General features: G+C 72.7%; 14 protein-coding genes. 10 read left to right on the forward strand and 4 right to left on the reverse strand.

Annotated features, from left to right (window positions below; genetic code table 11):
• The first annotated feature begins 65 nt into the window (after positions 1 to 65).
• The 3 genes from GR130_RS09425 to GR130_RS09435 all read left to right on the forward strand — a co-directional run bounded on the left by GR130_RS09425 (position 66) and on the right by GR130_RS09435 (position 2,466).
• On the forward strand, positions 66 to 551 hold the full coding sequence (locus GR130_RS09425) for a DUF5304 domain-containing protein (RefSeq protein ID WP_159504276.1): 486 nt from the start codon (positions 66 to 68) through the stop codon (positions 549 to 551).
• A gap of 86 nt (positions 552 to 637) precedes the next feature.
• Positions 638 to 1,579, forward strand: a complete 942-nt coding sequence (locus GR130_RS09430) for an ROK family glucokinase (protein ID WP_159504277.1) — start codon at positions 638 to 640, stop codon at positions 1,577 to 1,579.
• 155 nt (positions 1,580 to 1,734) lie between these two features.
• Positions 1,735 to 2,466, forward strand: a complete 732-nt coding sequence (locus GR130_RS09435; RefSeq protein ID WP_236573936.1) for an endonuclease/exonuclease/phosphatase family protein — start codon at positions 1,735 to 1,737, stop codon at positions 2,464 to 2,466.
• A gap of 40 nt (positions 2,467 to 2,506) precedes the next feature.
• On the opposite strand, the gene GR130_RS09440 is transcribed toward GR130_RS09435, so the two are convergent.
• Both GR130_RS09440 and GR130_RS09445 read right to left on the reverse strand, forming a co-directional pair.
• Entirely contained in the window at positions 2,507 to 3,142 is a 636-nt protein-coding gene (locus tag GR130_RS09440) for a hypothetical protein (protein WP_159504279.1), read from the reverse strand.
• Positions 3,129 to 3,926 (reverse strand): alpha/beta hydrolase, encoded by a 798-nt coding sequence (locus GR130_RS09445; RefSeq protein ID WP_159504280.1) that lies wholly within the window; start codon positions 3,924 to 3,926, stop codon positions 3,129 to 3,131. Before GR130_RS09445 ends, GR130_RS09440 begins: the two co-directional genes overlap by 14 nt.
• A gap of 247 nt (positions 3,927 to 4,173) precedes the next feature.
• Here GR130_RS09445 and GR130_RS09450 point away from each other — a divergent pair, with 247 nt between their 5' ends.
• From GR130_RS09450 to GR130_RS09470, 5 genes are all read left to right on the forward strand, one after another.
• The gene (locus GR130_RS09450; protein ID WP_159504281.1) at positions 4,174 to 4,908 is read left to right on the forward strand and encodes a lysophospholipid acyltransferase family protein; all 735 of its coding nucleotides are present in this window, start codon (positions 4,174 to 4,176) and stop codon (positions 4,906 to 4,908) included.
• A 163-nt stretch (positions 4,909 to 5,071) separates the two neighbouring features.
• On the forward strand, positions 5,072 to 6,289 hold the full coding sequence (gene macS, locus GR130_RS09455) for a MacS family sensor histidine kinase (protein ID WP_236573937.1): 1,218 nt from the start codon (positions 5,072 to 5,074) through the stop codon (positions 6,287 to 6,289).
• On the forward strand, positions 6,286 to 6,963 hold the full coding sequence (locus GR130_RS09460) for a response regulator (RefSeq protein WP_201304849.1): 678 nt from the start codon (positions 6,286 to 6,288) through the stop codon (positions 6,961 to 6,963). The genes macS and GR130_RS09460 overlap by 4 nt, the downstream gene beginning before the upstream one ends.
• A 198-nt stretch (positions 6,964 to 7,161) precedes the next feature.
• Positions 7,162 to 8,190, forward strand: coding sequence for a 6-phosphofructokinase (locus tag GR130_RS09465; RefSeq protein WP_159504284.1), 1,029 nt, complete (start codon positions 7,162 to 7,164; stop codon positions 8,188 to 8,190).
• Between the two features lie 146 nt (positions 8,191 to 8,336).
• Positions 8,337 to 9,353, forward strand: coding sequence for a 2-hydroxyacid dehydrogenase (locus GR130_RS09470; protein ID WP_159504285.1), 1,017 nt, complete (start codon positions 8,337 to 8,339; stop codon positions 9,351 to 9,353).
• Here GR130_RS09470 and GR130_RS09475 read toward each other — a convergent pair.
• Positions 9,319 to 11,280: an anthranilate synthase family protein gene (locus GR130_RS09475; protein WP_159504286.1), complete on the reverse strand. Its 1,962-nt coding sequence runs from the start codon at positions 11,278 to 11,280 to the stop codon at positions 9,319 to 9,321. The two genes, GR130_RS09470 and GR130_RS09475, sit on opposite strands and share 35 nt — an antisense overlap.
• A 259-nt stretch (positions 11,281 to 11,539) precedes the next feature.
• Here GR130_RS09475 and GR130_RS09480 point away from each other — a divergent pair, with 259 nt between their 5' ends.
• Positions 11,540 to 12,889: a class II 3-deoxy-7-phosphoheptulonate synthase gene (locus GR130_RS09480; RefSeq protein ID WP_159504287.1), complete on the forward strand. Its 1,350-nt coding sequence runs from the start codon at positions 11,540 to 11,542 to the stop codon at positions 12,887 to 12,889.
• 154 nt (positions 12,890 to 13,043) lie between these two features.
• Positions 13,044 to 13,403, forward strand: a complete 360-nt coding sequence (locus GR130_RS09485; RefSeq protein ID WP_159504288.1) for a (2Fe-2S)-binding protein — start codon at positions 13,044 to 13,046, stop codon at positions 13,401 to 13,403.
• 40 nt (positions 13,404 to 13,443) lie between these two features.
• Here the strand turns inward: GR130_RS09485 and bfr are convergent, their stop codons facing one another.
• On the reverse strand, positions 13,444 to 13,920 hold the full coding sequence (gene bfr, locus GR130_RS09490) for a bacterioferritin (RefSeq protein ID WP_159504289.1): 477 nt from the start codon (positions 13,918 to 13,920) through the stop codon (positions 13,444 to 13,446).
• Between the last annotated feature and the right edge of the window lie 150 nt (positions 13,921 to 14,070).

A 14,070-nucleotide genomic window follows, 5' to 3' on the forward strand; every position in this document is an offset into this window, starting at 1 on the left:
TCCCGGCCGTACCGGCCGTACCGCCTCGCAGCACCGCCCCGCCGCAGGAGTCCACGGAGTTCGTCATGAGTGATGCCACCGAGCGCCCCGCCGACCGCAGGGCCGAGCCCGACGCCGACGCCTGGTCGGCGGCCTGCGCCGAGGACCTCGCGGCGGAGCAGGCCCGCCGCCGGGACACCTACGGCCCCCAACCGGGCAGCGCCGCCGAGGAACTGCGCAAGCTCGCGGAGGCGGTGACCGACAAGCTCGCCGGGATCCAGCTGCCCGGCGCGCTCGGCGGGATGGCCGCGCAGAGCGCCGTCAACCAGCTGTTCCGGCAGGCCAAGGCCGCCGTGGAGCCGGTCATCGAGCGCAACCCCGATGTCTTCGACCACCTCGCGGCGGCCGGCTCCGAGCTGCTCGCCGCCTACCGCTCGGCGGTGGAGAGCAGCGAGCGCCGCTGGACCCGCGGCGCGGACACCGGCGATCGGACCGAGGGCCCGGCCGCCGGCCGGGACGACGATCCGCGCGACGACGGCCCGTCGGGCACCGAGCGGATCGATCTCGACTGACCCCCAAGGTCCTAAGGACCAGGGAGGGACCCCCTCCTCCGGTACGGTGGGTCCCGGCGGGGTTCGAGCGAAAAACTGAGGGACACATGGGACTCACCATCGGCGTCGACATCGGCGGCACGAAGATCGCGGCCGGCGTGGTCGACGAAGAGGGTTCGATCCTTGAGACGTGCAAGGTACCGACCCCGCAAGCCACCGATGAGCTGACCGAGGCCATCGCGGACGCCGTCCGCACGGTCGGAGCCGGTCATCATGTCGAAGCCGTCGGCATCGGCGCCGCCGGCTACGTCGACGAGAAGCGCGCCACGGTCCTGTTCGCGCCGAACATCGACTGGCGCCACGAACCGCTCAAGGACAAGGTCGAGCAGCGCGTCGGCCTCCCCGTCGTGGTCGAGAACGACGCCAACGCCGCGGCCTGGGGCGAGTACAGGTTCGGCGCCGGCCAGGGCCACAGCGACGTCATCTGCATCACGCTCGGCACCGGCCTGGGCGGCGGCATCATCATCGGCAACAAGCTCCGCCGCGGCCGGTTCGGCGTCGCCGCCGAGTTCGGCCACATCCGGGTCGTCCCCGACGGCCTGCTCTGCGGCTGCGGCAGCCAGGGCTGCTGGGAGCAGTACGCCTCCGGCCGCGCCCTGCTGCGCTACGCCCGCCAGCGCGCCTTCGCCACCCCGGAGAACGCCACCGCCCTGCTCGCGCTGGGCGACGGCACCCCCGAGGGCATCGAGGGCCGGCACATCAGCCAGGCCGCCCGCCAGGGCGACCCGGTCGCCATCGACTCGTTCCGCGAACTGGCCCGCTGGGCCGGCGCCGGCCTGGCCGACCTGGCCTCGCTGTTCGACCCGTCCGCGTTCATCGTCGGCGGCGGCGTCTCGGACGAGGGCGAGCTGGTCCTCGAACCGATCCGCAAGTCCTTCCGCCGCTGGCTGGTCGGCAACCAGTACCGGCCCCACGCCCAGGTGCTCGCCGCGCAGCTCGGCGGCAAGGCCGGACTGGTCGGCGCGGCGGACCTGGCCCGCCAGGGCTGACACGGGTGGTGGCCGAGCGCTCCGGACGTCCGGCGGCCGGTACGGGAGTTCCGGCCGGCGACGGCTCAAGTCCCGGGCCCGGCACGGGACTTCCGGAGTCCGGCGCGGGACTTCCCGAGTCCGGCACCGCGGAGGACGGCTCCGCGGTCGTCCGGGTGCTCAGCTACAACATCCGCTCCCTGCGCGACGATCGGGCGGCGCTGGCCCGGGTCATCCGGGCCTGTGCCCCCGATCTCGTCCTCGTCCAGGAGGCCCCGCGCTTCTTCCGCTGGCGCACGGCCGCCGATCGGCTGGCCCGCGCGAGCGGCCTGGTGTACGTCACCGGCGGCGCGACGACCGCCGGCCCGATGATCCTCGCCACGCTCCGCGGCCAGGTGGAGCGCACCGAGGACGTCCTGCTGCCCCGCACTCCCGGACTGCATCAGCGCGGTTTCGCCACCGCGGTGCTCCGCTTCGGCCGCGCCCGGCTCGGCGTCCTCAGCTGCCACCTCAGCCTCGACGCCCGGGAGCGCTACGGCCAGGCCGGGCTGCTGCTGGACCGGCTGGCCGCGCTGGGCGTGCCGTACGCGGTGGCCGGCGGCGACCTCAACGACCGCCCGGACGGCCGGAGTTTCCGCCGGGTGGCGGGCGTGCTGCGGGACGGCTGGGCCGCCCAGCCGTGGGGCGGCGAGTTCACCTCCACGCCCCGCGAGCCGCGGCAGCGGATCGACGCGGTGTTCGCCACGGACGGGGTGCGGATCCTCGGGTGCGGGGTGCCGCGGGGGCTGCCCGGGGTGCACGAGGCCGACCTCGTCCGCGCCTCGGACCATCTGCCGGTCCTGGCCGCCGTGCGGGTGCCCGCGGGCGGTCAGGCCCTGCCCGACCCCGATCCACCGGACCGGCCCTGAGGGAGCCCGGCCGCCGGACGGGCCGCGAGCCGGGGGCGGTTCAGACGACCGCCCCGCCGCCCGGGAGGTCGTCGTCCTCCTCGCGGTCGTTCTTCATGCGGGCCACGAGCGTGGCGAAGCCGCCCAGGAAGCCGCCGATGCCGAGGACGGTGATCCACCACGTCACCGGCTGCTGCAGGAGCATCATCACGACCAGCAGGAGCGGGCCGCCGAGGACCGCGATCCAGGCGAACTTGGTGGTGACGTCGGGGCTCGGCAGCGGGGGCGGCTCGGGCGGGGTGAAGTGGCCCTCGTCGGTCGCGTCGAAGTCGTCGTCGGAGGGTTCGGCCGCGGACCAGTCCCGCGGCCCCACACCGGGTGCGAAGACCACGAAGCTGCCGGGCCGGGAAGGGGGACCGGAGCTGCCGGGGCTGCCGGGGGCGTCGGGGAGGCTGTCGGCGGACGGGGCTTCGGCGGACGGGGCGTCGGGCTGCCGGCCGGCGTCCGCGGCCGCTTCCGGGTCCCGGCCGGCGGCCGCTTCCGGCTCCCGGCCGGCCGTGTCCGGTGCCCGTCCGCCGTCGCGCCCGCCGTCCAGGTCCGGAAACTCCGGCTGCTCCCCGTAGCCCGCGACGATCTCGGCCCAGGCGGCCTCTTCGTCCAGCGGGTCCCGGGGGTCGCGGGGGCTACGCTCCGCCACTGGCCGCCGTCCCCTCCTGGACCGCACCCGGCCCCGCCTCCGGGGCGAGCCGGGTGATGAAGGCGTGGCTGTCCCGGAAGATCCGCTCCGCGTCGTGGTCGAGCGTGGCGACGTGGTAGCTGCGCTCCAGGAGGGTGTGCCGGACGTCCGTGGAGGACACCCGGCTCAGGATGCGGTCCGAGTCGACGGGCGGGACGACGTGGTCCTGCGGGCTGGTCATCACCAGCAACGGCTGGGTGACGCGCGGGAGTTCGGAGTCGACCAGCTGGAAGAACCGGCGCAGCGAGTGCGCGGCGTGCAGCGGCACCCGGTCGTAGCCGACCTCCTCGGCACCGGGCTTGGCGATATCGCTGACGATCCCCTTGGTCGACCGCACGACATGGCGCAGCACCGGCAGCAGCGGCGCCGCCGCGTCGTGCACTTTGTTGCCCGGATTGACCACCGCCACGCCGCTGACGGCGTCGCCGTGCTTGGCGGCCAGCCGCAGGGCCAGCGCGCCGCCCATGGACAGACCGCAGACGAAGACCCTGCTGCACCGCTCGGTCAGCGCCCGCAGCTCCCGGTCCACCTCGGCGTACCAGTCCTGCCAGGTGGTGAGCTGCATGTCCTGCCACCGCGTGCCGTGGCCGGGCAGCAGCGGGACGGTGACGCTCAGTCCCTGGTCGGCGAGGTATTCCGCCCAGGGGCGCACGGACTGGGGGGAACCGGTGAAGCCGTGACATACGAGGACGCCGACCTCTCCGCCGTCACGGCGGAACGGCTCGGCTCCGGGAAGGAGCGGCACCGGGGAACTCCGATCGATAAGGGGCTGGCGGGTTACCTCAGCGTACGCGGAGTGACCGCGGCGGGGTAGGCCCTGCGCGGCCGCAGGGGCAGGTCGGGGGACCGGTGAGCGGCGCCTGCGGGACGCCCGCGCGGTCGCCGGCGAGCCGGTACGTCCCCTCGCAGCCCGGTCGCGGCGAGCGGTGCCCCACGAGGGGGTTAAGGTCTTTGCGTCACACACAGGAGGCAGTCGGTTGATCTACGGCGCAATGAAGTTTTCCATCGGCGGGCCGCTGAGGCTTGCGTTCCGTCCCTGGGTGGAAGGCATCGAGAACGTTCCCGCCGAGGGTCCGGCGATCCTCGCGAGCAACCACCTGTCCTTCTCGGACTCCTTCTTCCTGCCCGCGGTGCTGGACCGCAAGGTCACCTTCATCGCGAAGGCCGAGTACTTCACCTCCCCGGGGGTGAAGGGCAAGCTGACGGCCGCGTTCTTCAAGGGCGTGGGCCAGCTCCCGGTCGACCGCTCGGGCGCCCGCGGCGCCGGTGAGGCGGCGATCAAGAGCGGCATCGAGGTGCTGGAGCGCGGTGAGCTCTTCGGCATCTACCCGGAGGGCACCCGCTCCCCGGACGGCCGGCTCTACCGCGGCAAGCCGGGCGGCCTGGCGCGGGTGGCGCTGGCCACCGGGGCGCCGGTCATTCCCGTGGCGATGATCGACACCGAGAAGGTGCAGCCGCCCGGCAAGATCCTGCCCAAGATGGTCCGGCCGGGCATCCGCATCGGCAAGCCGCTGGACTTCAGCCGCTATCAGGGCATGGAGAACGACCGCTTCATCCTGCGCTCGGTCACCGACGAGGTGATGTACGAGATCATGAAGCTGTCCGGCCAGGAGTACGTCGACATCTACGCGACGGCGGCCAAGCGGCAGATCGCCGAGGCGGCCAAGGCCGCGGAGGCGAAGAAGAAGGCCGATGCGGAGCAGGCCGCGCAGGCCGGCGCCGAATAGACAGGACAGACGGGACCGACGGGCGGAGCCGAGGCCGGGGGCAGCGTGGCCCCGGCGAGGGGTGGGGGCCGGAATGACGGATGCCGACATACGGACGGTCGACGGCGGCGTGGCGGCCGGTGGCCGGGAAGCCAGGGGCACAAGGCCCCCGAAGGTGCTGCGGATGTCCGTCGAACTCCCGCTGTGGCGGGCGATCACCGGCTACCGCATCCTGACCCTCGGCTACGCCCTCTGCCTGTTCGCGCTGTCGTACGGCAAGTACGCCCACCCGCTGGGCGCCGCCGCCTACATGGGCGCGATCACCCTGTGGACGGCGCTGACCTGGCGCCGTACGACCTCCCCGGAGCGCTGCAGCCGGCGCTTCCTGGTCGCCGACCTCTGCTTCGCGGCCGGCGGCATCCTGCTGACCTCGGTGGTCGACACCCACGCCCGCATCATGGGCGGCGCGGCGACGCTGCCCTCCATATGGGCGGCGGGCGCGGTGCTGGGCTTCGCGATCAGGGGCGGCTGGAGGTGGGCCGCGGTGGCCTCCAGCATCGTCGCCGTGGCCAACCTCGTCGAGCGTGAGGAGCTGGCCCGGGACACCGTCCACAACGTGGTGCTGGTGTGGGTGGCCAGCGTCGCCATCGGCTATGTCGTCGAGGTGGCCCGCGCCAGTGAGCGCACCCTCGCCCGCGCGCTCCAGATAGACGCCGCCACCCGCGAGCGGGAGCGGCTGGCCCGCGACATCCACGACAGCGTGCTCCAGGTGCTGGCCATGGTGCAGCGGCGCGGCGCCGCGATCGGCGGCGAGGCGGCCGAGCTGGGGCGGATGGCCGGCGAGCAGGAGGTGGCGCTGCGCACCCTGGTCTCCGGCGGGCTGGTGCCGGCACAGCGCGCGGTCCCGCAGACCGGTGCGGCCACCGCCGACGCGACCGGCGCACGGCGTACCGCGCCGCCGGCGGCGCCCGCAGCCGGCGACCCCTGCGACGTCCAGGCGCTGCTCGCCCCGTACGCCGGTGCCGGGGTGACGCTCTCCGGGCCCGGCACGGCGGTCGAGCTGCCGGCCGCCGCGGCGGCGGAGCTGGCCGCCGCTGTCGGTGCCGCACTGGACAATGTGCGGGTGCACGCGGGGGCCGATGCCCGCGCGTGGATCCTGGTGGAGGACGAACCGGACGCGGTGATCGTGACGGTCCGCGACGACGGCCCCGGCATTTCCGAGGGGCGGCTCGCGGACGCCGAGCGCGAGGGCCGCCTCGGGGTGGCGCTGTCGATCCGCGGCCGGCTGCGGGACCTCGGCGGCAGCGCGGAGTGGGTCTCGGTCCCCGGCCAGGGCACGGAAGTGGAGCTGAAGGTTCCCAAGGGCGCCGCGCCCGGGGGAGGACGACGGGGGAAGGCATGAGCGTGAGCGAAGAGACGGCCCTGCGGGTCATGGTGGTCGACGACCATCCGATGTGGCGGGACGCGGTCGCCCGGGATCTGGCGCAGGCCGGGTGCGATGTGGTGGCGACGGCCGGTGACGGCCTCCAGGCGGTGCGCCGGGCCCAGGCGGTCGCGCCCGATGTGCTGGTCCTGGACCTGAACCTGCCGGGGCTGCCCGGCGTCCAGGTGTGCAAGCAACTGGTCGGCGCCGACCCGTCGCTGCGGGTGCTGGTGCTCTCCGCGAGCGGTGAGCACGCCGATGTCCTGGAGGCGGTGAAGTCCGGCGCGACCGGCTATCTGCTGAAGTCGGCGAGCACGGAGGAACTGCTGGACGCGGTGCGGCGTACCGCCGCCGGCGACCCGGTGTTCACGCCGGGGCTGGCCGGCCTGGTGCTCGGCGAGTACCGCCGGCTGGCCACCGAGCCGGTCCCGGCGACCGCCGACGAGCCGGGCGCCCCGCAGTTGACGGACCGGGAGACCGAGGTGCTGCGCCTGGTCGCCAAGGGCCTCTCGTACAAGCAGATCGCCGAGCGGCTGGTGATCTCGCACCGCACGGTGCAGAACCACGTCCAGAACACCCTCGGCAAGCTCCAGTTGCACAACCGCGTGGAGCTGGTGCGGTACGCGATAGAGCGCGGCCTCGACGGGGTGTGAGGCGGCCGTCCCTGGCGCCCGCCCCTGCCCGGCGGTGACCGCTTCCGCTCGTACGGGTGAACGCCTCGCGTCAACTCCCCTGAGATCAAGCGGAATCCGCGACTCACCCATCCCGGAGTGACCCAGCTCACCATTAGCGTGACGAGGGTTGGCTCATTGACGGCCGTGCGCGGCCATGGACGGGACGTAGGTGAAGCGATGCGGGTCGGAGTACTGACCGGTGGCGGCGACTGCCCGGGTCTGAACGCAGTGATCAGGGGCATCGTCCGCAAGGGCACCCAGGAGTACGGATATGACTTCGTCGGCTTCCGGGACGGCTGGCGCGGACCGCTGGAGGGCAACACGCTCCCGCTGGACATCCCGGCGGTGCGCGGCATCCTGCCCCGGGGCGGCACGATCCTCGGCTCGTCGCGGACCAACCCCTTCAAGCAGGAGGACGGCGTCCGCCGGATCAGGGAGACGCTGGCCAAGCAGGAGGCCGAGGCGCTGATCGCGATCGGCGGCGAGGACACCCTCGGTGTCGCCGCCCGGCTCTACGAGGAGCACGGCATCCCCTGCGTCGGCGTGCCCAAGACCATCGACAACGACCTCTCGGCCACGGACTACACCTTCGGCTTCGACACCGCCGTCGGCGTCGCCACCGAGGCCATCGACCGGCTGCACACCACCGCCGAGTCCCATATGCGGGTCCTGGTCGTCGAGGTGATGGGCCGGCACGCCGGCTGGATCGCCCTGCACTCCGGCCTGGCCGGTGGCGCCAACGTCATCCTCATCCCGGAGCAGCGCTTCGACCTCGGCCAGGTCTGCGCCTGGATCGACTCCCGCTTCAAGGCCAGCTACGCCCCGATCGTGGTGGTCGCCGAGGGCGCGATGCCCAAGGACGGCGACATGGTCCTCAAGGACGGCAGCACCGACTCCTTCGGGCACGTCCGGCTGTCCGGCGTGGGGGAGTGGCTGGCCAAGGAGATCGAGGCGCGCACCGGCAAGGAGGCGCGCACCACCGTCCTCGGGCACACCCAGCGCGGCGGCACCCCGAGTGCCTTCGACCGCTGGCTGGCCACCCGCTTCGGGCTGCACGCCATCGACGCGGTGCGGGACGCCGACTACGGCAAGATGGTCGCGCTGCGCGGCACCGACATCGTCCGGGTGCCGCTCTCGGACGCCACCGCCAGGCTGAAGACGGTCGACCCGGCGCTGTACGCCGAGGCCGGGGTGTTCTTCGGCTGAGCCGGGCCGTCCTCCCTCCGGGCGGCACCGTCGGGCGAGGGGCCGTATATTCGCCATACGCGACATATTCGCCATGTGCGACATATCCGGCCCATTGCTTCTACGGGGCACTGGCTTCCGCACACCACGCACCGGCGGGAGGGAACGTGGAGATCGTCGCATTCGGCGTGCAGGCGGACGAGCGGTCACTGCTGGAGAAGGCGTTCGACGGTCACCACCAGGTCCGCTGCCTGGACGTCTTCCTCAACCGCGACACCGCCCCCATCGCCCACGGCTACGAGGTCGTCAGCACCAGCGTCAACGACGATCTGAGCGCCGAGGTGCTGCAGACCCTCGCGGCCGGCGGCACGAAGATGGTCGCCCAGCGCTCCACGGGCTTCAACAACATCGATCTGGAGGCCGCGGCCGATCTGGGACTGACCATCGGCCGGGTCTCCTCGTATTCGCCCTACGCGGTCGCCGAATTCGCCTGGGCGCTGGCGCTGGCCGTGAACCGGCGGCTCGTACGGGCCGCCAACCGCACCCGGAACTTCGACTTCCGGCTGGACGGCCTGATGGGGCGCGATCTGCGCGGCCGTACCGCGGGCGTGGTCGGCACCGGCAGGATCGGCGAGGCGTTCACCCGGATCGCGCACGGCTTCGGGATGAACCTGCTCGGCTGCGACCTCGTCGAGAACCCGGAGTGCGTGGCGCTCGGCATGCGCTACGTCCCCCGGGAGCGGCTGTTCGCCGAGGCGGACCTGATCACCCTGCACGTCCCGCTGGTCGGCGACACCCGGCACCTCGTCGACGCGGCGGCGCTGGCCGCCATGAAGGACGACGCGATCCTGATCAACTCCAGCCGGGGCGGGCTGGTCGACACCGCGGCGCTGGTAGAGACGCTGAAGGCCGGCCGGCTCACCGGTGTCGGCCTGGACGTCTACGAGGAGGAGGCCGGGCTCTTCTTCTTCGACAAGTCCCTGGACGTCATGGACGACGACATCCTCGCCCGCCTGATGACCTTCGCGAACGTGCTGGTCACCTCGCACCAGGCGTACTTCACCGAAGAGGCGGTCGGCCAGATCATCACCACCACGGTGGCCAACGTCGAGGACCATCTGGCCGGCCGCACCAGCGAGCACATGCTGGTCACACGAGGACAGCTGCCAGCAGCTGCGCGGTGACCGAGGCGCCGTCCAGGGTCAGCACCGACTCGGGGTGGAACTGCACCCCGGCGAAGCCCGGACCGCGCAGCGCGTGCACCTCGCCGGTCGCCTCGTCCCGGCTCAACTCCACGCGGTGCATGGCGAGTTCGGCCGCCGTACGGTCGTCGCTGCGGGCCGTGAAGGTGTTGTAGAAGCCCACCGTCTCCGGCCGCCCGAAGAAGTCGATCCGCTCCTGTGCGCCCTGGAAGGGGACTTCCTTGCGGACGATCTCCAACCCCAGCTCGGCGGCGATGAGTTCGTGGCCGAGGCAGACACCGAGGAGGCCGTGACGATGTCCGGCGAGCAGCTCGGCGGCCAGCGCGCGCAGGAAGCGCATCTTGGGGTCGGCGGCGTCGGACGGGTCGCCCGGCCCCGGGCCCAGCACGACCGGGCCCCGGTGGGCGAGGGCCGCCTCGCGCAGCCCCGGCTCGTCGTAGCGGCGCACCGTCACCGTCAGCCCCGAGGTGCGCAGCAGGTGCGCCAGCATCGCGGTGAAGGTGTCCTCGGCGTCGACGACCAGGGCGTGGCCGCGCAGCTCGGCGGTCGGCGCGGCGGGCCGCATCCGTAGCCAGAAGGGCGCCAGCCCGGCGCGCCGGGCGTCCAGCGCGGCCCGCACCCGCGGGTCGTCGGCCAGCCGCGGCGGCCGGCCCCCGTCCGCCGGGCGCGCCGGGGCCTGCCGCACCCCCAGCGCGGTGAGCACGCCCGCCGCCTTCGCATGCGTCTCGGCGACCTCCGCGTGCGGGTCCGAGGCGCGCACCAAGGTGGCGCCGACCGGCACCCGCAGCCGGCCTCCCCCGGTGATGTCGGCGGTCCGGATCAGGATCGGCGAGTCCAGCGTCCGGCTCCCCGCGCCGCCGTCGCCGGGGGCGCGCCCGATGAGCGCCAGCGCGCCCGCGTAGTAGCCGCGGCCGTGCCCGTCGGGGCCCACCGGCTCGTGCCGCTCGATGACCCGGCAGGCGTTCTGCACCGGAGACCCGGTGACCGTCGCCGCGAACATCGTCTCCTTGAGGACCTCCCGCACGTCCAGGGTGGAGCGCCCGCGCAGCTCGTACTCGGTGTGCGCGAGATGCGCCATCTCCTTGAGCCGGGGCCCGACCACCACTCCGCCCCGGTCGCCGACGGTGCACATCATCTTCAGTTCCTCGTCCACCACCATCGACAGCTCCTCGGCCTCCTTGCGGTCGCCGAGGAACGCCAGCAGGCTCTCCGGGGTCGGCCCCTGCGCCGGGTAGCGGTAGGTCCCGCTGATCGGGTTCATCACGACCGTCGAGCCGGTCATCCGCACGTGCACCTCGGGGCTGGCCCCGACCAGGGTGCGCACCCCCGGCCGGTGCACCACGAACGTCCAGTACGCCCCGCGCTCGCCGGCCAGCAGCCGCCGGAACAGCGCCAGCGCGTCCGCCGCCGAGAAGTCCGGGATCTCGCCCTCGAACGTGCGGCGGATGACGAAGTTCGCGCCCTCGCCGGTGCCGATCTCGTCCCGCACCACCCGCTCGACGATCTCCGCGTACGCCTCGTCGGGCACGTCGAACGCCCCGCCCTCGACCCGTACGGCGTGCGTCGGGAGCGCCGCCAGCAGCTCCTCCAGCGGCAGCTCGTGGCACTCGGCGGGGCGCAGCACGGCCAGCGGGGTGCCGTCGTCGTGCGCCCCGAAGCCGCGCTCGCGGATCTGCCGGAACGGGACCAGCGCCAGCGCGTCGGTCACCGGCGCGTCCGGCACCCCCTCGCCCAGCGGGATGTCGGCCAGCCGCTCGACCTCGGTCACCTCGCCGATCAGCGCCTCGACGACGCTGCCGTCCCGCCCGGGGGCGAGGCGGCGCAGGAGGGCGAACGGCGGGCAGGCGGGGTCCAGCAGCCGCTGGACCAGCGCGGCGGCATCGGGCCGGATCTGGGGCTCGGGATGCATGGCGGTTCCTTCCGGGGGAGCTTCCGGTACGGAGGGAACGGCCGTGGGAACACCGAAGGCCGCCCCTCGGGCGGCCTTCGCGAAATCAGTGGATGTGCGCGCGAATCAGTGGGCCGCCGGATGAGCGGTCCACCACCAGTCCTGGTTCATCGCCGGTCGCGTGCACATGCCGGGAACCCTACCGGAACTTCCCGGACACGGTGTCTCACAGTCCGGATGCCGGACGGACACCCCTGCGGGACCCCGTAATGTGGGGGATGTGACCGTGAACGCTGAAACCCACGCCGGTGGCAACACCTGGCGAGACCTGCCCGCGGCGCAGCAGCCCGACTGGCCGGACCAAGAGGCTCTGCGCGATGTGATCGCGGAGCTCGAGTCCTATCCGCCGCTCGTCTTCGCGGGCGAGTGCGACCAGCTGCGCGAGCGCCTGGGAGCGGTCGCCCGGGGTGAGGCGTTCCTCCTCCAGGGCGGCGACTGCGCGGAGGCGTTCGACGCCGTCTCCGCCGAGCACATCCGCAACAAGCTCAAGACGCTCCTCCAGATGGGCGCCGTGCTGACCTACGCCGGGTCCGTCCCGGTGGTCAAGGTCGGCCGGATCGCCGGCCAGTACAGCAAGCCGCGCTCCAAGCCGACCGAGACCCGCGACGGCGTGACCCTGCCGACCTACCGCGGCGACTCCGTCAACGGCTTCGAGTTCACCTCCGAGGCCCGCATCCCGGACCCGCGGCGGCTCCAGCGGATGTACCACGCCTCCGCGGCGACGCTGAACCTCGTCCGCGCCTTCACCACCGGCGGCTACGCCGACCTGCGCCAGGTGCACGCCTGGAACCAGGACTTCGTGAAGTCCTCGCCCTCCGGGCAGCGCTACGAGGCGCTGGCCCGCGAGATCGACCGGGCGATGAACTTCATGAACGCCTGCGGGGCGGACCCGGAGGAGTTCCGGACCGTCGAGTTCTACTCGTCGCACGAGGCGCTGATCCTGGACTACGAGTCGGCGCTGACCCGCGTCGACTCGCGGACCGGCAACCTCTACGACGTCTCCGGCCACATGGTCTGGATCGGCGAGCGCACCCGCCAACTGGACGGCGCGCACATCGAGTTCGCGTCCCGGATCAGCAACCCGATCGGCGTGAAGCTCGGCCCGACGACGACCCCGCAGGACGCGCTCACCCTCATCGACCGGCTCGACCCGCACCGTGAGCCCGGCCGGCTCACCTTCATCACGCGGATGGGCGCGGACAAGATCCGCGACAAGCTGCCCGACCTGGTGGAGAAGGTCACCGCGTCCGGCGCGCAGGTCGTGTGGATCTGCGACCCGATGCACGGCAACACCTTCGAGGCGGCCTCGGGCCACAAGACCCGCCGCTTCGACGACGTGCTGGACGAGGTCAAGGGCTTCTTCGAGGTCCACAAGAGCCTCGGCACGCACCCGGGCGGCATCCACGTCGAGCTGACCGGCGACGACGTCACCGAGTGCGTGGGCGGCGGCGACGAGATCTTCGTCGACGACCTGCACCAGCGCTACGAGACGGCCTGCGACCCGCGGCTCAACCGCAGCCAGTCGCTGGACCTGGCGTTCCTGGTGGCGGAGATGTACCGCGACCAGTAGGGCGTGACGTACGGAAGTGGGGCGCGGATCCTGTGATCCGCGCCCCACTGCGTTGTGCCGCGTTGTCCAGCCCGCGCGGTCGCAGGTAAGGTAAGGGTAACCTCACTCAAGATCGGCTGGATCGGGTGAGCCGCCCTTACGGAGGTGACACCGCGTGTACGTCTGCTCTTGCTTCGGCATTACCGAGCAGCAGGTCCGCGAACACGCGGAGCGGGGCGCCTGCACGCCCCGCCAGGTCGCCTCCGCCTGCAAGGCCGGCACCGACTGCGGCAGCTGCGTACGCCGTATCCAGTCGCTGCTGGGCCGCGGTGCGTGCCCCCGGCGCGAGCTGATCGACAACGGCGCCCCCGACGCGCTGGGAGCGGAGCCCGAGCCGCTGGGTTCGGCGCCCGACGCGCCGCGTGCGGAGTCCGGGCCGCCGCGTCAGGCGCCCGACGTGCTGCTCGCGGCGAGTGCGCCGCCGGCCGCGGCGGCGGGCGCACCGGTGCCCGGGGACCTCCGGGCGGTCGCGTAGCCCTCAGCGTCGGCCGGCCGGTGCGCATGGCGCCGGGGCCTCAGCTCGGCTGCTCGATCAGCTGGGAGATGTAGAGCGCTTCCCCGAGCTTCTCGACCAGCTCCAGCTGGGTGTCGAGGTAGTCGATGTGGTGCTCCTCGTCGGCGAGGATGTCCTCGAAGATGTTCGCCGAGGTGATGTCGCCCTTGGCGCGCATGATCTCGATCCCGCGCTTGAGGCGGTCGATGGCCTCGACCTCGACCTGCCGGTCCGCCTGGAACATCTCGGTGACGGTCTGGCCGACGCGCACGTGGAACAGCCGCTGGTAGTTGGGCAGCCCTTCGAGGAAGAGGATCCGGTCGGTCAGGATCTCCGCGTGCTTCATCTCGTCGAAGGACTCGGTGCGGGTGTACTTCGCGAGCTTGGGCCAGCCGAAGTTCTCCTGCATCTTGGAGTGCAGGAAGTACTGGTTGATCGCGGTCAGCTCGGCGGTCAGCTGCTCGTTGAGGAATTCGATGACCTCGGGGTCGCCCTGCATGGCTGCGGGCCCCTTTCGCGCGGGAACTGGGAAGGTGCCGCGCATCCTCGCACCGCGCGGAGCGGAGAGTCCAGTAAGTTCACGCTTAGTAGGAGATGCCCGAATCTGTCCCTCCTGGTCATCGGCACCCTCCAGGGTCTGACACCATGG

The organism is Streptomyces sp. GS7, from assembly GCF_009834125.1.
Classification (GTDB): Bacteria; Actinomycetota; Actinomycetes; order Streptomycetales; family Streptomycetaceae; genus Streptomyces.